The organism is Actinoplanes sp. NPDC051859, from assembly GCF_044452725.1.
Classification (GTDB): domain Bacteria; phylum Actinomycetota; class Actinomycetes; order Mycobacteriales; family Micromonosporaceae; genus Actinoplanes.
This window is the reverse complement of the sequence record NZ_JBITBX010000018.1, coordinates 12,490-32,071: the sequence shown is the minus strand read 5'-3', so window position 1 is coordinate 32,071 and position 19,582 is coordinate 12,490. Positions and strand designations below refer to the sequence as shown.

General features: G+C 70.9%; 13 protein-coding genes. 12 read left to right on the top strand and 1 reads right to left on the bottom strand.

Annotated features, from left to right (window positions below; genetic code table 11):
* Positions 1–4: 4 nt before the first annotated feature.
* The 11 genes from ACIA1L_RS30425 (at position 5) to ACIA1L_RS30375 (ending at position 18,348) form a co-directional block, all read left to right on the top strand.
* The gene (locus ACIA1L_RS30425) at positions 5–1,306 is read left to right on the top strand and encodes a condensation domain-containing protein (RefSeq protein ID WP_396076467.1); all 1,302 of its coding nucleotides are present in this window, start codon (positions 5–7) and stop codon (positions 1,304–1,306) included.
* Positions 1,303–2,547: an MDR family MFS transporter gene (locus tag ACIA1L_RS30420; RefSeq protein ID WP_396076466.1), complete on the top strand. Its 1,245-nt coding sequence runs from the start codon at positions 1,303–1,305 to the stop codon at positions 2,545–2,547. Before ACIA1L_RS30425 ends, ACIA1L_RS30420 begins: the two co-directional genes overlap by 4 nt.
* The gene (locus ACIA1L_RS30415; RefSeq protein ID WP_396076465.1) at positions 2,544–4,367 is read left to right on the top strand and encodes an amino acid adenylation domain-containing protein; all 1,824 of its coding nucleotides are present in this window, start codon (positions 2,544–2,546) and stop codon (positions 4,365–4,367) included. The genes ACIA1L_RS30420 and ACIA1L_RS30415 overlap by 4 nt, the downstream gene beginning before the upstream one ends.
* Complete coding sequence (locus tag ACIA1L_RS30410) at positions 4,318–6,063, top strand: nucleotidyltransferase family protein (protein ID WP_396076464.1); 1,746 nt, start codon at positions 4,318–4,320, stop codon at positions 6,061–6,063. Before ACIA1L_RS30415 ends, ACIA1L_RS30410 begins: the two co-directional genes overlap by 50 nt.
* 295 nt (positions 6,064–6,358) lie before the next feature.
* Positions 6,359–7,075: a hypothetical protein gene (locus ACIA1L_RS30405; RefSeq protein ID WP_396076463.1), complete on the top strand. Its 717-nt coding sequence runs from the start codon at positions 6,359–6,361 to the stop codon at positions 7,073–7,075.
* Between the two features lie 263 nt (positions 7,076–7,338).
* A complete protein-coding gene (locus tag ACIA1L_RS30400) occupies positions 7,339–9,639 on the top strand; it encodes an ATP-binding protein (protein WP_396076462.1) in 2,301 nt (766 codons plus the stop codon).
* Positions 9,640–9,768: 129 nt separating this feature from the next.
* Positions 9,769–10,995 (top strand): HesA/MoeB/ThiF family protein, encoded by a 1,227-nt coding sequence (locus ACIA1L_RS30395; protein WP_396076461.1) that lies wholly within the window; start codon positions 9,769–9,771, stop codon positions 10,993–10,995.
* A 191-nt stretch (positions 10,996–11,186) separates the two neighbouring features.
* Positions 11,187–12,422: a hypothetical protein gene (locus tag ACIA1L_RS30390; protein WP_396076460.1), complete on the top strand. Its 1,236-nt coding sequence runs from the start codon at positions 11,187–11,189 to the stop codon at positions 12,420–12,422.
* Positions 12,419–13,015, top strand: a complete 597-nt coding sequence (locus ACIA1L_RS30385; RefSeq protein ID WP_396076459.1) for a DUF3105 domain-containing protein — start codon at positions 12,419–12,421, stop codon at positions 13,013–13,015. The genes ACIA1L_RS30390 and ACIA1L_RS30385 overlap by 4 nt, the downstream gene beginning before the upstream one ends.
* A gap of 146 nt (positions 13,016–13,161) precedes the next feature.
* Positions 13,162–13,809, top strand: a complete 648-nt coding sequence (locus ACIA1L_RS30380; RefSeq protein WP_396076458.1) for a DUF4262 domain-containing protein — start codon at positions 13,162–13,164, stop codon at positions 13,807–13,809.
* A 399-nt stretch (positions 13,810–14,208) separates the two neighbouring features.
* Positions 14,209–18,348, top strand: a complete 4,140-nt coding sequence (locus ACIA1L_RS30375; protein WP_396076457.1) for a fibronectin type III domain-containing protein — start codon at positions 14,209–14,211, stop codon at positions 18,346–18,348.
* A 398-nt stretch (positions 18,349–18,746) separates the two neighbouring features.
* On the opposite strand, the gene ACIA1L_RS30370 is transcribed toward ACIA1L_RS30375, so the two are convergent.
* A complete protein-coding gene (locus ACIA1L_RS30370; RefSeq protein WP_396076455.1) occupies positions 18,747–19,340 on the bottom strand; it encodes a cadmium resistance transporter in 594 nt (197 codons plus the stop codon).
* A gap of 12 nt (positions 19,341–19,352) precedes the next feature.
* Here ACIA1L_RS30370 and ACIA1L_RS30365 point away from each other — a divergent pair, with 12 nt between their 5' ends.
* Positions 19,353–19,535, top strand: coding sequence for a hypothetical protein (locus tag ACIA1L_RS30365; protein WP_396076454.1), 183 nt, complete (start codon positions 19,353–19,355; stop codon positions 19,533–19,535).
* Positions 19,536–19,582: the final 47 nt, after the last annotated feature.

The window sequence follows — 19,582 nt, the reverse complement described above, 5'->3', positions numbered from 1 at the left end:
TCCCATGCACGACACCTGGCACGACGTTCCGCACCGGATGAGCATCGGCCTGCGCCGACAGGAGCGCGCCGACGGCTTCGTCGCCTCCGAGAGCATCATCTGCAACGTCTACCACTTCCCGGGTACGACGGTCGACACCGACCGGCTCGACGCCGCCGTCCGTCGGGTGGTGGCGGCCAACCCGGCGCTGCACAGCGCGTACCGGATCGGGGCGGACGGGGCTGTCGAGCATCGCCTGCTGCCGATCCCCGTACCGCTGGTGGAGTCGTCGCCTCCGGACGGGACGACCTGGGACGACGTGTGCGCCGAGGCCCGGACGATCGCGGCGGCCGAGTCCGCGGTCGTGCTCGACGTGCGTACGGGCCGGCCGCTGCGGATCGTCCACGTCGGCGCTGAAGCCGTGGGATTCGCCCTGGTGATCCGGATCGACCACTCTGTCTGCGACGGGCTGTCACTCGCCCAGTTCCTGCGGGAGATCGGTGAGGCCTTCACCGACGACGCGGGGTACGCCTCCGCTCATCGGGACCGGGCTTCCCTCGCCGCGGTCGCCGCCGCGGAACGCCGCGTCCTCGACGGCGAACCCGGGCAGCAGGTTCGCGAGGCGTGGCGGGGGCGCCTGCCCCGAGGCGTGCCCGAGGTCGTGCTGGAGCGGCCGCTGCCGTGGTACGAGGCGCCACCCGAGGGCGACTACCAGACGTACACGCTGCAAGGTGCCGAATATGAGCGGCACCGCGACGAGGCGCGGCGCCTGCGGGTGACGAGCTTCGTCCTGGCCACCGCGAAGGTGCTCGTCGCCCTGCGGCCCCACGTGCTCGGGGACGACCTGGCCTTCTTCAGCCCGCTGCCGGGCCGGTTCGTGCCCGAGGCCGCCGACGTGGTCGGCAACTTCATCAACCTGCTGCCGGTGACCGTCGAGGCGCCGCGGGAGGCGGACGTGGCGACCACGGTCGCGGCCGTTCGCGACGGCATGCTGTGGACACTCAGGCACCAGGGCATGCCATTCGACGCCATCATGGACGAGGTCCGGCACGTTGACGCGACAGGGGAGAAACTGCCCCGCAACCGCCGGTCCATCTTCGTGGCCGGGTTCCCGCCCGACGACCTCATCCTGGACGAGGTACGCGCGCAGACCGCGCTGCCGCGGCTCACCACGGCGCTTTTCGACTTGAGCCTGTGGATCTCGGATGACGGTGAGCGGTTGCGCGGCATGGCGGTCAGCCGCCGCGCGCTCGTATCCGCTGAGCGGGTCGCTTCCTGGCTCGACGCTCTACGCCGCCCGGTCGCATCGTCCGGTGGACCGTCGTGACCTCTGCTCCGGTGCGGCCGAGCGGGGCGCGGCAGGCGGTCCGGCAGGCTGTCGGCGGATTGCCGGCGGCGTTCTGGTGGCTCTGGGCGAGCTCTCTGATCAACCGGATCGGCGCCTTCGTCGCGACGTTTCTGGCCTTCTATCTCACCGCGGACCAGGGCTACCCTGCGTCGTTCGCCGGTCTGGTCGTGGCGCTGTACGGCGGCGGCTCAGTGGTGGCCTCCCTGATCGGCGGCGTGCTGACCGACCGTCTCGGACGCCGGCCCACCATGCTGGTGTCGCAGGTGGCGACGGGGGTATCGGTAGCGCTGCTCGGTTTCGTGCAGGCCCCGGTTGCCGTGTCGGCCATCGCTTTCGTCGTCGGCGTGGCCTCCAACGCGTCCCGCCCCGCGGTCCAGGTGATGATGGCCGACATCGTGGCCCCGGCCGACCGGGTACGCGCGTTCTCCCTCAACTACTGGGCCATCAACCTGGGCTTCGCCGTCTCGGCCGCGGGCGCGGGACTGATCGCCGAGGTCAGCTACCGTGCCGGCTTTCTTGTGGAAGCGGCCCTGACACTGTGCTGTGCGGTGCTGATCTTCATCAAGGTGCCCGAGTCGCGGCCCGAGCCAACGGCTGTCGACGCCACCACTCCCCGGCCTGGCGGCCCCGTCTGGCGGGACAAATCGTTCATGACGCTCGTGACGGTGTCGTTCGTTGTCGCGCTGATCTTCCAGCAGGGTTTCGTGGGGCTGTCGCTGACGATGGCCGACCAGGGTTTCTCCAGCGGCGATTTCGGCCTCGTCATCGCGCTCAACGGCATCCTGATCGTCGCCCTGCAGATCCCCGTCACCCGGCTGATCGAACGCCGCGACCCCCGGCGACTGCTCGTTCTGGCAGCGCTCGGGGCGGGTGGGGGTTTCGCGTTGACGGCTTTCGCGCACTCCATGGTCGGGTACGCGGCCACCGTACTGGTGTGGACGGTCGCCGAGATCGTCAGCGCGCCCACCCAGAGCAGCCTGGTCGTGGCACTGTCCCCGCTGCACGGCCGCGGCCGCTACCAGGGGGTGTTCGCCACGTCGATCGCACTGGCCGCCGTCGCGGCACCCGCCATCGCCGGCCTGGTCGTGGCCCGGTTCGGCGCCGACTGGCTCTGGGGTCTGTGCGCCGTCCTCGGCGTGGTCGCGGCGCTCGGCTATGCGGCGTTGAGCGTACGGATCACCGCCCGCACGCCGACGCCCGAGGAGGGCAGGACTTCATGAGCACCGACGATCTGCTCGCCCATGTCACCGCGCAGGTGCGGTGCCGGCCCGACGCCGTTGCCGGCCGCGACCCCGCGCCGCTGACGTACTCTCGCCTGGATGCCCTGTCTGACGACCTGGCGGCGCGGCTCCAGGCGTGCGCCGACCGACCAGCGCCGATCGTCGGCGTCCACCTCGATCGCGGCAACCGCCTCCTGGTGGCGCTGCTGGCGATCGTCAAGGTCGGCGGCACCTACTTCCCGATGAACGCGGAGCTGCCGCGCCGACGCCTGGCCGCCATGGTGGACGACGCGGCGCCTGACGTGATCGTGACGGCCGGCGCGTCGCCGTTCCCGGACCGGCCGACCGTGGACCTGGACGACACCTCCGGTCCCGCGCCGGGCACCGGGCCGGCCGGCTCGGCAGCAGACTTCTCCTACCTGTTGTTCACCTCGGGTTCCACGGGCGGCCCGAAAGGAGTCCTTAGTGGACAAATGGGCCTGCTCAACCGCCTCGAATGGATGCAGCAGGCGTTCGCCCTGTCCCCGGCCGACCGCGTGGTGCAGAAAACGCCGTTCAGCTTCGACGTCTCGCTGTGGGAACTCCTCTGGCCCCTCATGTACGGCGCGACGGTCGTCTTCGCCCGACCGGGCGGTCACCTGGACGGCCGGTACCTCCGCGACGTGATCGCCGCTGAGGCGATTACGATCGTGCACTTCGTACCATCGATGTTGGAGGCTTTTCTCCGGACGAACCCGGCGGACGCCCGCGACCCGAAGCTCGCGACGATCCGACTGGTGGTCACGAGCGGGGAGGCCCTGAGTGCCGCCACCGCCCGGGAGGCGATGCGCCGCTTCCCGGCCGCCGCCGAACTGCACAACCTCTACGGGCCGACCGAAGCCTCGATCGACGCCACCGCTCACCGGGTCGACGCGGCAGACCTCGCGTCGGGCGTCGTCCCGATCGGTCGGGCGATCACCGGGATGTCCACCTACGTGGTGGACGCTGACGGTCGGCCGGTGGCGGCGGGCGAACCGGGCGAGTTGTGGCTCGCCGGGACAGGGCTCGCCCACGGCTACCACCACCGTCCCGAGCTGACCGCCCGCGCGTTCCCGACCGCTCCCGCGCACATTCCGGCCGCACGTGTCTATCGCACCGGCGACCTCGTCCGGGACCGTGGCGACGGCGTGCTGGAGTTCCTCGGACGCATCGACCGGCAGGTCAAGTTCCGGGGCGTCCGGATCGAGCTGACCGAGGTCGAGGAGGCGCTGACGGACTACCCGGGGGTGGTGCGGGCCCACGCCGTGCTGACGGGCAGCCGGGGCACCGACCGGCTGGTCGCCTTCGTCGAGACGGAGGAGGACGGCCACGCCCCGGACGCTCCGCTCTCGCGTCGGCCGGATCTCGCCGCCGAGCTGCGCGACCACCTCGCCGCGCTGCTGCCCGCGGCGGCGGTGCCGACCCATTTCGCGTACGTCACCTCGTGGCCCACCACGCCCCACGGCAAACTCGACGGTCGCGAGCTGGTACGCCGCTTCGACGCGTTGCCCGCCGGATCCGCGTCGACGCCACCGGAAACCCTGACCGCCCGGGTCCTGACGCTCTTCCAGGAGGTGCTGGGCACCACGGAGATCGCCGCCTCGGACAGCTTCTTCGACATCGGCGGTGGCGACTCGCTCACCGCGGTACGGCTCGCCGGACGCCTCCAGGACGAGGTTCTGCGCCTCTTCGGGGTCGACATCTCCGGCGACGCATCCATCTTCATCAGACCGACCGCGAGGGAGCTCGCCGATGACATTGAAAGACGCCTTGTTGAGGGCCAGCGGCCGGGAGTCGTTTGACGAGCTCGACTCCGCGCTGCTGCGGCTGGCGGGTCACCCCACCGCGCTGCCGCCGGTCTCGGACCGGCTCTACGCGCGGGCCGAGAGCCGACGGGTGGCCCACCTGCTCCACGACGCCGACGCGGGCTCCGCCGGGGTACGGGTCAACCGGCGATTCGGGGCGGTCGCCGGCGAGCACCACCGGCAGACGTGGCGCGAGGTGGCGCCCCTGTTCGCCGACGCGGGCATCCGGGTGGCAGGCATCAAGGGCATCTTCCTCGCCGCGCTGCTCGACCACCCCGAGGGCCGCGACCGGATCACCACCGACCTCGACCTGCTCGTCGCGCGCGACCAACTGGAGGCGGCCCAGGAGGTGCTGCGGGCCGCGGACTTCCACTCCGGACTGGACGTCACCGACCACCGCTTCCTGCGCATGGGGCAGCGCAGCATCGCCGCGCTGGAGGCACTTCCCGGCTCGTACGGGCAGGTGGCACCGATGGGGCGCCTGCTGAAGCTGCCCGAACTCGACGACGTCGACCTCGCGCGCTGGCTACCTGGTCGCAAGCTCGTGACGACCGCCGAGGGCACACGGTCGGTGTCCGCGGTCGACCTGCACTACGACGTCGGCCATCTCGATGCCGCCGGTGTCGCCCATCCGATCCCCGCGCAGGACCTGCTCGAGGCCGCCGTCACCGTCCGCCACCGGGGCGGCGAGGTGCGTACCCTGCCGGCGACCACGATGGCCTGGCTGCTCAGCTACCGGGCCTTCTGCGACATCGCGATCTTCGGCGAACGCCGGTTCAAGTTGCTGGCCGACGTCGCCGAGCTCGTCGCGCGCGGACACTGGTCGACGGCCGTAGTCCGTGAGGCGACCGAACGCTACCCGTTCGTCACCGAGCCGATCGCCGAGACGCTGCGCTTCCTGCGGACCGAGTGCGGGCTCACCCCACCCGCCGACGACGTCCGCGCGGATTCCACGCCCGCACCGGTGCCGCAGGACCGTCGGCGGGGGACCTTGATCGTCTGCCACGGGTGGGGGCGGGGACGCGATTCGTCCCCCTGGATCCGTCGGCTCCGCAGCCGCCTGGCCGCGTACGAGGTGACGATGGTGGAGATCGCCCCGTTCCCGGCGGAGGACGACGCCATGCCGTTGACCACGGTGGCCGCCCTGCTGCGTCGAGAGGTCGACGAGGCACGCTCGCTCGCCCCAGACGGCTCGGTCGGCCTGCTCGGCCTGAGCCTCGGCAGCGCCGCGGCACTCGCCGCCACCATCTCAGGTGCGTCGGTGGACTATGTGGTGACGGCCGGCACAGTGCTCGGTGACGCGATCGGCCCGGTGGACGGTACGCCACGTGCCCTTCTGGCCCGCCCGACCGCTGCGGGCGAGTCAATACCGTTCCTGACCGGCCGGGTCGGTCGCCACTTCCTCGAAGACCTGATCGCCGCGGTGCCACGGGACGTCGAGGCGCTCGAACCGCCGGTGCTGGTACTGCGTGGCGGACGGGACGATGCCCGACGGTTGACCGACGGGCAGACGCTGGCCAAGACGTCGATGGCCCACAACGCCACTTCGGCCGTAAGGGATCTGCCCGCGGGAGAGCACTACCTGGACAACGTGCCGATCGGAGCCGCCGCGGCGGTCGTCGACTGGCTGCGTACCCTCGGTCACCTCGCGGACGACGAACGCCGTCAGGTCCTGGACGCCAGCGCGCTCTAGAAGCGCGCCGCGGCGAGCCGCTCGACGGTACGTTCCGGGATCAACACTTGGGATACCCACACGGTGGTCGCAGCCAGAGAGCTGCCGTGCACAAGTTGACTCAGCGTAGGTCTAACGGCCCCAGTGGGTCCAGGGGACGTCGCGCCGGTGACTGACTCCCCCGACAATCGAGGGCAGCGCGAGGTTCGGACCCGGCATGGTCCGGGCCTCGATGCGTCAGGGTTCGAGGTCGCGCAGGTCGAAGGCCACCCCGTAGAGTCGTGCGCGCTCAGCTCCCTCGATGAACGGAAACAGTATGCGCAGCCTTCGTGTTGTGGCCGCCGCGGTCCTCGCCGCGCTGGTTCTGACCCCCACCGCCGCCTACGCGGACCCGCCGGCGTCCACCATCGTGGACGAACGTGTCCCCGGCAACCATTGGATGGTGCGCGGCTATTCGGACGGCGACCTGCGGTGCTCGGGTACGGCCCTGAACCGCTGGTGGGTGCTCACCGTCGAGGGCTGCGTCGGGCCCGGCCCGGGCAGCGAGATCGAGGCCGGCGGCCAGCGTTTCCCGGTCGCCTTCGGTGCCCGCCACGGCCAGATGTATCTGGCCCGTCTGGGCCGCCCGATTCCCGGCCAGCCCGACGCGGTTCTTCCGCTGGCCCGGCAGAGTCCGGCGATCGGCACGCGGGTCTTCCGCTACAGCGGCAGCGACACCCGTTTCTACCGGTCGAGCCCGGTCACCATCCTCGAGAACGCCGACGGCCGCGACTACCGCGACCCTGACCTGGTCACCTCGGGTGGTGACGGTCTGCCCACGTTCCACGCGGGCGGCGCGGTGATCTGGGGCGGCGTGCTGGTCGGCGTCTCGTACTGGTTCACGCGGATCAACCCGGACGGCTCGTGGGACTTCTCCGGCCCGATCTCCGCCTTGGGCATCGCCCCGCACCGTCAGTGGATCGTCGACACGATGGCCGCCTACCCACCCCTGGTCATCACGCACCCACAGTGCCCAATCTTCCTCTGCGGCTGATCACGGCCCGGCGCGCGGCGAACAGCTCGCGCAGCAGCCCAGCCACCGGGCCGTGCCCTTCTCCCGGTGGCTGGCGCGGCGCCTAACCGGCCTGGGCGCACCGCAACGGCCTGGTCTGACACCGCGCTGACAGCCGGCGTTGGCGATCGCCCGACCGTTCGATGCATCGTGCTCTATCGTGACCGTGATCGATCTTGGGTCAAGGCTGGAGCCGCGCGTGGCGGTGCGTGGCGCCACGGGGGTGGCTAATTCGGGACCCGTTGATGATGCTGGTCGGGGTGGGGGAGACGGGTGTGATGGGCGAGGGTACGGCTGCGGCGCCGTTCGGGGTGGCGCTTCGACGGCTGCGTCGGCGTCGGGGATTGACCCAGGAGCAGCTTGCCGAGCGGGCCGGGCTGAGCGTCAACGCGATCAGCGCGCTGGAGCGTGGCGAGCGCCGGCGGCCCTATCCGAATACCGTGCGGGCGTTGACCGGTGCGTTGGAACTTGATGAGCAGGACGCCGCGGCGCTTGTCGGTGCTGCTGGCCAGGTGGAGGATTCGGCGGCTGCCGTGCTGCCGCGGCCGGGTCAGTTGCCGGTGGCGATCAGGTCGTTCGTCGGCCGAGGTGAGCATCTGGCCCGGATGGACGGGTTGCTGGACGCCGTCAAGCCGGTAGGACCTCAGCTGGCGGTGGTGCATGGGACGGCGGGCGTCGGCAAGACGGCGTTGGCGGTCGCGTGGGCGCATCGCGTACGTCATGTCTTTCCGGATGGTCAGTTCTACGTCGATCTTCGCGGGTTCGACGAGCAGCCGCCGACCGATCCCGCCGCGGTGCTGGAGGATTTTCTCCGGGCGATGGGTCTGGGCCCGGAGCAGATGCCGAGCACTCTGGAGGGGCGGGCGGCGATGTGGCGTTCGGTCACCGGGGAGCAGCGCATCCTGCTGGTGCTGGACAACGCGTCCGATGAGACCCAGGTCAGGCCGTTGCTGCCCGCCAGCGCCGGCGGCATGGTCGTGGTCACCAGCCGGCGCAGCATGCTGGGTCTGACCGTACGCGACGGCGCGGAGTCCATCGGCCTCGACGTGTTCACGCCGGCCGAAGCGGTGTCGTTGGTGCGGGCGGTCGTGGGGGCGGATCGCGCGGATGCCGAGCCGGCCGCGGTGCGGGAACTCGCCGAGCTGTGCGCCCGGCTGCCACTGGCGGTGCGGGTGGCCAGTGAGCGGGCGGCCCTGCAGTCGCAGGATCCGCTGCGCGTCTCGATCGATCAGTTGAGCAACGAGGCGTACCGGCTGGAGGTGCTCAGCTCCGGGCCGGACCTGGGCATCGCCGTACGGTCGGTGCTGTCCTGGTCCTATCGCGGGTTGCCGCAGCGGCCGGCCGGTCTGTTCCGGCTGCTGGGTGTCCATCCGGCTCAGCAGGTCAGCGCGGTCGCCGCGGGGGCGCTGGCCGGGATGAAGATCTGCGAGGCGCGTCATCGGCTCGGGGAGCTGGCCGAGGCGCACCTGGTCGAGCGCGAGGACGGTGACACGTTCCGGCTGCACGACCTGTTGCGTGCGTACGCCCGGGAGCTGTCGGACGATGAGCCGGCTGCCGACGTACGCGATGCGGTGAGCCGGCTGGTGGGTCTCTACCTGCACTCCGCCGCCGCCGCCAATGACCGGATTCATCCGGGCCGGGAGCGCAGTCCGCTCACGGCGGCGGAAGCGGAGGGGCCCGCCGATCCGCCCGGCTTCGACAGCTTCGAGGCGGCGCTGGCCTGGTGCGAGGCCGAGCGGGCCGCGCTGGAGCCGATGGTCCGCCTGGCTTCGGAACACGGACTGCACGAAGCGGCGTGGAAGCTGGCCGACAACCTGTGGCCGTTCTTCTATCTGACGAAGTACTGGGACGACTGGTCAGCGGTCTGCCGGGCCGGACTTGCCGCCGCCGAGGCGTGCGGCGACGACCGCGGGCGGCTGCGGATGCTCAGCGGGCTGTCCGCCATCGACCGCGACCTGCATCGCTTCGACGAGGCGATCGCGGGGTTCACCCAGGTGCTGGAGATCGCCCGGCGGGCGGTCGACCGGCGGGCCCAGGGTTCGGCGCTGCTCAACATCGCCGACGTGCACATCGGGGCGGGGCGGCACGTGCAGGCGCTGCCCTTCGCGCAGCAGGCACTGACGACCGTGCAGCCGCTCGGGGACGTCTACCTGGAAGGTGTCGCGCGGGGCAACGTCGGGGAGGCGTACCTCGGTCTCGGGCGTTATCGGGACGCACTGGACGCGTTCGGCACAGTTCTCGTCCTGTGCCGCCAGATCGAGCACCGGCACGGCGAGGCGATGACCCTGCTGCACCTCAGCGAGGCGTACCTGGGGCTGTCCCGGCACGGCGCTGCCGCGCGCCACGCCACCGAGGCCATCCGATTGAGTCGGGGCAACAACGACCGCCACACCGAAGCCCTGGCCACCGACCACCTCGGCCTGGTGCAACGCGCCGCCGGCCGGCCGGCGGCGGCCCGCCGGTGCTGGCACTCCGCCCTGGTGATCATGGAAGAGCTGGGACTACCCCGCGCCGGCGTCGTCCGCGGCCGCCTGCACGCCGCATAGCCGGGCGCCGCACACACTCGCTGTGTGGGTCGCTGTGTGTGGTCCCCCCGCCGGCACTCGGGCACGCTCATCCACCGAGGACGGTGACGGCGCCCCGAGGGGCGTTCGCCGGCAGCAGGAGGAGGAGCCATGCGGGGGCAAGCCGACACAGCGGCCACCACCGGTACGAGCCGGACGCCGGCCCGTGGTCCCCGGCCCCGGCTGAAGGCTGTGGTGTGGGAGCGTACGGGCGACGAGCTGCGCGTGGTGTACGACCGGCGCGAACAGCTGATCATCGACGACGAGGCCGGCGTGGTCGAGGCGCTGCTGGAGCTGCTGCACGCCGGCGGCCGTACCGTTGCCGAACTCGCCGACGCGCTGACGGCGGCCGGCCGGCCGGTCGGCGCCGACGACGTGGCGGAGGCGGTGGCCGCGTTCGACGCGCACGGCCTGCTCGAAGACGGCGATCGACTGGGCCGGCTCGCGCCGGAAGACGCCGAGCGCCACTTCAGCAGCCTGTCGTTCTTCCAGTCCTTCGCCTCGCTGTCACGCAGCCGGGAGGACTTCCAGGAGTCGCTGCGCAACGCGCACGTGCTGGTGCTCGGCACCGGAGGCTTCAACTCCAACCTGCTGCCGCACCTGTGCGGCCTCGGCGTGGGGCGACTGACGTTGCTCGACCGCGACGCCGTGGAACCGCGCAACTTCGCCCGCCAGTACCTCTACCGGTGGTCGGAAATCGGGCAGCGCAAGGTGGCGCGGGCCGTCGAATGGGTGCGCGCATTCGACCCGTCGATCGACGTACGCGGCATCGACGCCGGCATCGAAGGGCCCGAACAGCTGGCCGACCTGCTCGACGAGGTACGCCCGGACGTGGTGGCCGACGGCATCGACCATCCCGGCGAGGTCGACTCCTGGGTCAACGCGGCATGCGTGTCGCGCGGCGTACCGTTCGTGCGTGGCGGGATGTGGGTCACCGAGGGACTGGTCTGGTCCGTCGATCCCGGCCGTAGCGCCTGCCTGCAGTGCGCGTCGCTGCCCGACCCGGACGCCGCCGACCTGGACGCGGCCACCGCGACGGCGCTGGCCGGCCTGACCCTGCACGACGTCCGCCAACCCCGGACCAACCGGGGCATCGGTCCGGTCGCCGGCCTGCTCGGTGCGCTGGGCGCCTTCGAGGTCCTGCGCTACCTGACCGCCTTCGAACCTCCGGCGTACGCCGGCAGCTCTCTGGTCATCGACTTCGCCGCCGGATGTGCGATGCGCCAACAGTCGTGGCCGCGGGACCCGGCCTGCACGGTGTGCGGGCCGACGGCCCTCGGCGCCGGTTCCGGCGTCCATCGCGATGCGGTGGCCGCCCCCATCGGTGGAGGGAGGTGATCGTTGTGAAGCTCACCATCCGCCGTGTCGAGAACACCCGGCTGACGTTCCCGCCGGTGTGCAGCCCCGCCGGCTGCACGACCGACAGCTGATTCACCGGTGTGCCCCGGGTTTCGCCCGGGGCACACCGCCTGTCCACGAGAGCGCGGCATTTGTCCGCGCCGAGACTGCCGCGACAGCGCGGAGGCGCCATGCAGCCCGACAGTGATCGGGTCGACGAGATCGACATCCAACGGCGGGTGGCCACCATCGTGGTCACCGACGACGACGAGGGCAGCCTGCTCGGCCGGCCCGACCTGGGCCTGTACGTCGTGGTGCCCGCACCGGGAGGCGTGTTCGTCACGGCTCTGCAACGCGGCGCCGGCCTGTCGGAAGCCACCGATCTGGCCAGCCGGGCGGCCGGCGAACCCGTCGACGGCGCCGACTTCCTCCAGGGCCTCGACGACGCGGGCCTGCTCCTGGCGACCACAGCGACGCCGGCCACCGAGATCGACGGCCGCCGCATCACCTGGATCGAGGGCGTGTCACCGGAGGCGGCCCGCCGACTGTTCGGCCCCACCGCGTGGACCGGGTACGCGCTCGCCGCCGTCTTCGTGCTCGCCACCCTGCTGGGGCGCCCCGACCTGCGCCCCAGCTTCGAGCAGGCGTGGTTCCTGCCCGACCCGGTGCTGTGCATGCTGCTGTTCACCCCGGTCGCCCTGCTCCTCGCGGCGCTGCACGAGATGTGGCACTGGCTGGCCGGCCGGGCCATCGGCGTGCCGGCGGTGTTCCGGGTCAGCCGCCGCGGCGTCTTCCTGGTCTTCGAGACCGACCTCTCCCAGATCGTCGCCGTGCCGCGGCGCCGGCGCTACGGCGCTTTCCTCGCCGGTATGGCGATCGACGGCGTCGTCGTCGCGGTGGCGTTGGGCCTGCGGCTGCTGTACCGCGAGGACCTGATCGCCCTGCCGCCGACCGTCGACCGCGTGCTGGCCACCGTGATCCTGGCCCAGACCATCGCTCTGGTGTGGCAGTGCGCTGCCGTCTTCCTGCGCAGCGACGGGTACGCGGTCCTGGCCAACGCCCTCCGCTGCCACAACCTGTACCGGGCGACCTGGCTCACGCTGAAAAGCCGACTGTGGCGGCTCGGTGCCGGCGAGACCGCCGAACTGGCGGACATCAGCCCGCACGACCGGCGGGTGGCGCGCTGGTTCGCGGTCGTCTACGCCGCGGGCATCCTGGTCACCGGCTGGCTGGTGGTGGTCATCAGCGCACCGTTCCTCATCTCGATGGTGTTGTGGCTGGCGGACAACATCCGCAGCCTCGCTGTGACGACGGCGGCGTTCTGGGAATCCGTCGCGGTGCTGCTGCTCCTCGCGGCGCAGTGGTTGGCACCGCCCCTGTTGGCGCTGCGCGAACGCCGGATGCGGCGGACGGGGGAACTGCTGTGACCACCCTCAAGGAACGGGCAGCGTGGTGGCTCGCCGTCCTGGTGACTGCTGCCACCGCCGCCACGGCCGTCACGCTGCAGTCGGGAAGTTTCCTGATCGGCTCCGTGACCGGCTCGGCGTCAGGAACACGGGCCGCGCCCTGCCTGCCGGGCAGAGAGATCCCGGTGATGGACAGCCCGCACATCGCCGAATCGCAGATCGCGGCGGTGCGCTACAACTCCGTACCGCCGACCTCGGGCCCGCACTTCTCGTTCACCGTCGCCCCGGGCATCTATCCCGATCCGGTGCCCGACGGTTTGGCCGTCCACGCCCTGGAACACGGGCACATCGTCATCCGCTACGGCGACGGCACGTCACCGCAGGCGGTGGACCGGCTCCGACGACTGTCCAAACAGTACGGGCGGGATGTGGTGCTAGCTCCGTACCCCTCGATGGGTTCGGTCGTGGCCCTCACCGCGTGGGGCCGCCTGGCCGAGGTGCCGGCAGACCTGGACGATGCTCGCGAGCGAGAGATCGTCGATTTCGTCGAGGGTCTGCGTAACCGGTACGTCCACACCTGGACCCGCGCGGACGACTGCCCGCCGTCTGGATGACGCCGGCTTACCAGGGCATTGCCGCCCTGGTAAGCGGCACTACGGCCGGTGCGCTCGATGAATATTCACCACACTGGTCATCGTCCTGACCGCAGCTCGCTTCATGGCGGTCGGGACGATACCGAGTGGTTATCTACCCTCTTCGGGTGACCCATGGCAAGCCGAGGTGCCCCTGCATCATCTGCCGCGACTACGGCGATCGAGATGAACTCGAAGCCATCGACCGCAACACCATCGGTCACGTCGAGGAGCATGGCTGGAGTGTCGTGCAGATCCCCGGAGACGAGCATGGCCCAGGCTGGGCTTTCACCGTAGGCCTCTGGCACACCCACCGTCTCCCCGAGCTGGCGACCTTCGGCCTGGAGATCGGCGCAATGAAGGACTGTCTCAACGTGGTGGGGGAGCAGGCCGTCGCCGGCTGGCCGCCGGAGATCGACGAGGAGCGCAGCCACGTCATCGACGGCGATCCGGTCCTCTTCAAGCCGCCGGTGCCGGACCGTCTCTGTTTGCAGGGCATCTTGTTCGTGCTGCATACCGGGATCGGCTGGGAAGACTTGCCGCAGGAACTCGGGTTCGGCTCCGGGATGACCTGCTGGCGGCGGCTGCAGCGTTGGAGCGAGGCCGGGGTGTTCGACCAGGTGCATCAGATCCTGCTCGCCAGGTTGAACTCGGCGGGCCGGATCGACTGGTTGGGGGCGGCGATGGACGGCAGCCACATCGACGCGAAAAAGGGGGTGCCGGGACAGGCCCGTCGCCGGTCAACCGCGGCAGGGCCGGCTCCAAGCACCATCTGATCTGCGACGGGTTCGGCACGCCGATCTATGTGCTCACCTCTGGCGCGAATGTGCCCGACATCAGCCGCGCCCTGGACCTGCTTGACTGTTACCCGCCTATCGCCGGCCGGCCCGGTCGGCCACGACGCCGCTTTGCCACGCTGCTTGCCGACAAGGCACTGCTCCGGCGTAGCCGCAGGCGGCCGGACCTGTCGCCCGACCAGATCAGGGGCACAACGATTACCCTCTCGCGCCCCGTGGGGGAAACGGAGCGTCGACGGCGCCGCAGGGCCCTACCCGGCATCTCGAGCTGGCCGGTACGGGGTGCCTACGGGTCCGCGCTGGTAACTACGACCCCGCCCGGCTAGAGCGTTCACGTTTCCGTATTTAGGCATAAGTCTGAATTGGTACAGTTCGCCCATGCCTCTCAATCGATCATCTTCCGTGCGCCGGTTGCGGCTGGTCAGCGCGGTCGGCCTCGCGGCGTCGGTGTCGGTGTTCGCGCCGGAAGTTGCCTGGGCGGCAGTGCCCAGCCCCCAGACGTGGACCGACACCACGCAAGTGATCAACGAGACCGTGCCGGCGTCGGTCTGCGAGATCGAATTCGATGTGAGCGGAGGTGCCGGGGGCGCGACTGCCTTCCCCGGGTTCGAGCAGGACGGCGGTAAGGCCGGCAGGGTCGTGGCATCAGTGGCGGTGACACCCGGTCAGTCATTCACCCTGTCGATCGGTGCCAGCGGCGACAGTAACGGCGTCGGCGGTCAGAGCGGCGGTGCGACGTCCGGTGGCGCCGGCGGTGACCGGTTCGGTAGTCAGTACGGCGGCGGAGGCGGCGGCGCGACGTTCGTGACGATCGGGGCCTCTCCGACGCCCGTGATCGTCGCTGCGGGTGGTGGTGGGGCCGGGTATGCATCCGGGGCTGGCGGGGATGCCGGGCCGTTGGGTGTAGCCGGTGGTGACGGCTTCTCTCCGACCGGCGGCGGCGGGGGCACCTCGCTGGGGGCGGGCCTCGGCGGCGTCGGTGACCAGGCCGGACGCGAGGGCCAGGATGGCAATGGGCCGGTCGGCGGCGACGGTATCCGTTCGTCCGGCGGTGGCGGTGGCGGCTGGTACGCCGGTGGCGCTGGTGGCGGCGCCCACGATCATGGTTCCGGCGGCGGCGGTGGCGCGAACCTGGCTCCGGGCGGTGCGAGCGTCAACAGCACCACGACGACCGGCCTGTCGCGGGTGACCGCCACCTACAGTGCCTGTACGGCTCCTCCGGACGCGCCGACCGGTCTGTCCACCACGCCGGGCAACACGACGGCGAGCCTGGTCTTCACCCCGCCGGTCAACGATGGCGGCAGCGCGATCACCAGCTACGAGGTGTCGACCGACAACGGCGTGAACTGGACGACGATTCCCACCTCGGCGGGCAACGGCGGGACGCGTACGGCGAGCTTGTCCAGCCTGACCAACACCACGACCTACCAGGTCAAGGTTCGGGCGCGGAATGCCATCGGCCCGGGTACCGCGTCGTCGGTGTCCCCGGTCACCCCGGACCTGCAGGTGCCGGGCGCCCCGACCGGCCTCTCCACCTCGCCCGGCAACAGCAGCGCCGAGCTGACCTTCACTCCGCCGGTCGACGACGGTGGTAGCTCGATCACCCGCTACGAGGTGTCGACGGACAACGGCGTGAACTGGTCCACGATCGTCACCGCGCCGGGTAACGGCGGCACGCGCACCGCAACGGTGTCCAGCCTGACCAACACCACGACGTACCAGGTGAAGGTGCGCGCGGTGAACAGCGTCGGCGACGGCGCGGCTTCCACGGCCTCGCCGGTCACCCCGGCCGCTCAGGTGCCGGGTGCCCCGACCGGCCTGTCCACCACCCCGGGCAACACGTCCGCGACGCTGACCTTCACCCCGCCGGTCGACAACGGCGGCAGCTCGATCACCAGCTACGAGGTGTCCACCGACAACGGCGCGAACTGGGCGACGATCGCCACCAGCCCGGCCGGCGGCGGCACCCGCACGGCGACCGTGACAAGCCTGACCAACACCACGACCTACCAGGTGAAAGTACGGGCGAGGAACTCCGTGGGCCCCGGCGCGGAGTCGACAGCTTCGCCGGTGACCCCGGGTTCGGTGGCACCGGACGCCCCGACCGGCCTGTCCACCACGCCCGGCAACGGCTCGGCGGCCCTGGTGTTCACTCCGCCGGTCAACGATGGCGGCAGCGCGATCACCAGCTACGAGGTGTCCACCGACAACGGCGTCAACTGGACGACCATCGCCACCTCGGCCGGCAACGGCGGCACCCGGACGGCGACCGTGACCGGCCTGACCAACACCACGACGTACCAAATCAAGGTTCGGGCCCGCAACGCCGTTGGACCCGGCGCGGCCACCTCGGCCTCGCCGACCACCCCGGCCGCGCAGGTGCCGGGCGCCCCGACCGGCGTGTCGACCACGCCGGGCAACGGCTCGGCGGCCCTGGTGTTCACTCCGCCGGCCGACGACGGCGGCAGCACGATCACCCGCTACGAAGTGTCCACCGACAACGGTGTGAACTGGGCGACGATCGCCACGTCGGCGGGCAACGGCGGCACACGCACGGCGACGGTGACCGGCCTGACCAACACCACGACCTATCAGGTCAAGGTGCGGGCGGTAAACAGTGTCGGCGACGGCGCCGCCTCCACCGCATCATCGGTGACCCCGGCTCCTGTTGCGCCGGGCGCGCCGACCGGGCTGACCGCCCTGCCCGGCGACACCACCGCCACGGTGACCTTCACCCCGCCGGTCGACAACGGCGGCAGCGCGATCACCGACTACCAGGTGTCCACCGACAACGGCGTCAACTGGACCACGGTGCAGACGACCGCCTTCGGCAGCACCCAGCGCCGGACGACGGTCACCAGCCTGACCAACAACCAGCTTTATCAGGTACGCGTCCGCGCAGTGAACGGCGTCGGCCCCGGCACCCAATCGGCGGCTGCCACGGTGACCCCCGAGGCGCCAACCCCGCCGCCCGCCGCACCGGCCACCGCGCCGGTCGCCACAGCCGGCATCTCATCGATCTCCGTGTCCTGGCCGGCAGTGCAAGGCGCCGTCAACTACAAGGCGCAGGCGTCACCCGGCAACGCCTTCTGCCAGGTGGACGCGCCCGCCACGTCGTGCGTGCTCGGCGGCGTCGCCGGCACGAGCTACACGGTCACCGTGGTCGCGATCGGCCCCGGCGGCACCTCCCTGCCCTCGGCGGCATCGAACCAGGTGACGGTGCAGGAACCGGAACCGCCGGCCACCGTGCCCACCGACGCGCCGCTCACCCTCACCACGGACAAGGGCAAGCTGGCGCTGGCCGTACCGTCGCAGCAGATCGTCGTCATCGGCACCGGCTTCGCGCCCTACTCGACAGCCAAGGTCACGATCTACTCCGACCCGATCGAGCTCGGCACGGTCACCACCGACGGCAACGGCAACTTCTCCGTGCCGGTCACCGTCCCCGCGGCGCTCGCCGCCGGGCCGCACACTTTCCTCGCCGTCGGCGTCGACCCGCAGGGATCGTCCCGCAAGATGGCGCTGCCCGTCACCGTGCCGCCGACCAGCCCGGACACCACCGGGCCCGGCGACACCAACAAGACGACCCTGCCCGTGCCAGCGGGTGGCGGCATCACGCTGCTCGACGCGAACAACAACCCGGCCACGACCGTCGTGATCCCGCAACAGGGCACCTACGCCCTGGACGCCACGACGGGAGCAATCACCTTCGTCCCGGTCACCGGCTTCACGGGTACGGCCACGTCCGTCAAGTACCGCATCACCGACTCGATCGGCACGATGGTGGACGGCACGTACACGGCAGTCGTGACCGGTGGCGGCGGTGAGAACCCTGGACCGGGACCGTCCACCGGCTCGGTCACGGTCAAGGTGTCCAAGCTGACCGTCACCCGCGGTGTCCCGGCGAAGGCGACGGTGCCTGTTGCGGTGTCGTTCTCCGCGGCGGTCCGTGGCCGGCACACGGTGGTGCTGTGGAGCACGGTGTCCGGCAAGCGGGTCATGCTCGGCACCGGCCGTGCAGTCACCACGCAGGCCAGCCGCTCGGCGGTCGTCACCGTCACGCTGAACCCGCTCGGCCGGGCCATGGCCGCGCGACTCGGCGGCTATCCGATCGCGGCGGCGATCACCACGGTGCCGACCGGTGGCGGGAAGACGTTGCGGGGCAGCAGTCGTACGCAGCTCGTGCTGAACAGCTTCACCGCGGCACGACCGGTGTACTTCGCCACCGCCTCGTCGACGATCAGTGCCCCGCAACGCCGCTACCTGGGCACCTTGCGGAGCAACCTGACCGGTATCCGGTCGATCACCTGCGTCGGGCACACCGACGACCGGGGCAGCGCCGCCGCCAGCCGCGCCCTCGGTCAACGCCGCGCCCGGGAGGTCTGCCGCACGCTGGCTGCCCGCGCCGGGATCCGCACGTACGTGATCACCAAGGGCGAGGCGAACCCGTCCGGCAGCAACAGCACCGCGGCGGGCATGGCCCGCAACCGGCGAGTGGACATCACCATCCGCTACTGAGCACCAGCCGCTAGACATCAGGGCCGCCACCTTCCGGGTGGCGGCCCTGACTGCCTACCAGGCCCTCGACGCTGACCCGTCATTGGACCAGAAGCGACTGGCAAGAAGCGCCGACGGGTTCGCCGGGCTTACCTAATCCCTCCCGGCCGACGTGCGTGTTCTACCTCGATGAGTCGTTCGAGCAGACGTGCGCCATCAGACCGCCCGTGCCGCCGAGTCGAACTTTCACCGCCGACGACAGGCGTAGCTGGTACGCCGTCTGATGATCTGCTCGGCGTACCCGGCGAGCAGATCATCGGACAGGAGCCGACCCTCGAGGGCACCGACGCCGTGATTCTGCGCTGGAGCAGCCTGGGCGCCGACGACACTGTGCCCGGCCCGCGGTCCCCACGTCCGGGTTACAGGCCGAACGCGCCACCCTCGATGAGGATGAGCAGGCCGATGCCGATCAGGACGACGGGCAGCAGGACGTGCCCCCAGCGGCTGAGTGCCTGAGCGATGATCGGGCGGGTGGCGAAGAACCGCCCCGCGGCAACCCACACGGCGACCAGAAGCAGGAAGTCGATCACGTAGACGGTCATGCCGCCGGCTCCGGCGGTGGCGAAGACCGGTACGTAGACGCCGATGTTGTCCCCGCCGTTGGCGAACGTGACGGCGGCGACGGCGAAGATGCCGGGAGCGTCGTTGGTCGTCTCGGTCGGGTCGGCGTCGTTGTGGTGCCGCCGGGCTTGGACGGCGGCTTTGATGCCTAGTGCCAGCGGGAGCAGGCCGAGGTAGGGCGGGGCCTGATCGGGCAGGAAACTGGCGCCGAACGCGGCTGCAACGGCGACGGCGAGGATGCCGGCGAAGCCGAGGTATTGGCCTATAAGGGCGTTGCGGGTGGTGTGGCGGTGGCCTGCGCCTTGGGCGAAGAACAGGGCCAGGATCAGGATGTCGTCGATGTTGGTGACGGCGAACAGGCCTGCGGCCGATCCGATGATGCTCAGGTTCATGATCGTCGCGCCGTGGTGCTCGACGGCGCCGCACCCGGCGTGCTGGCCTGCATCACCGCCCTGGCCGCCGGCGCGATCCTCACCATGATCGCCGACACCATGATCCCGGAAGCGTTCGAACACACCCACCTCGCGATGGGACTGATCCTGCTGGCCGGCTTCCTCAGCGCCTTCGCCCTCTCCCAGCAGCAGTAGCCGCGCCACGGGGCTGGCGAACGACACCGCACCGCACGCGCATTCCC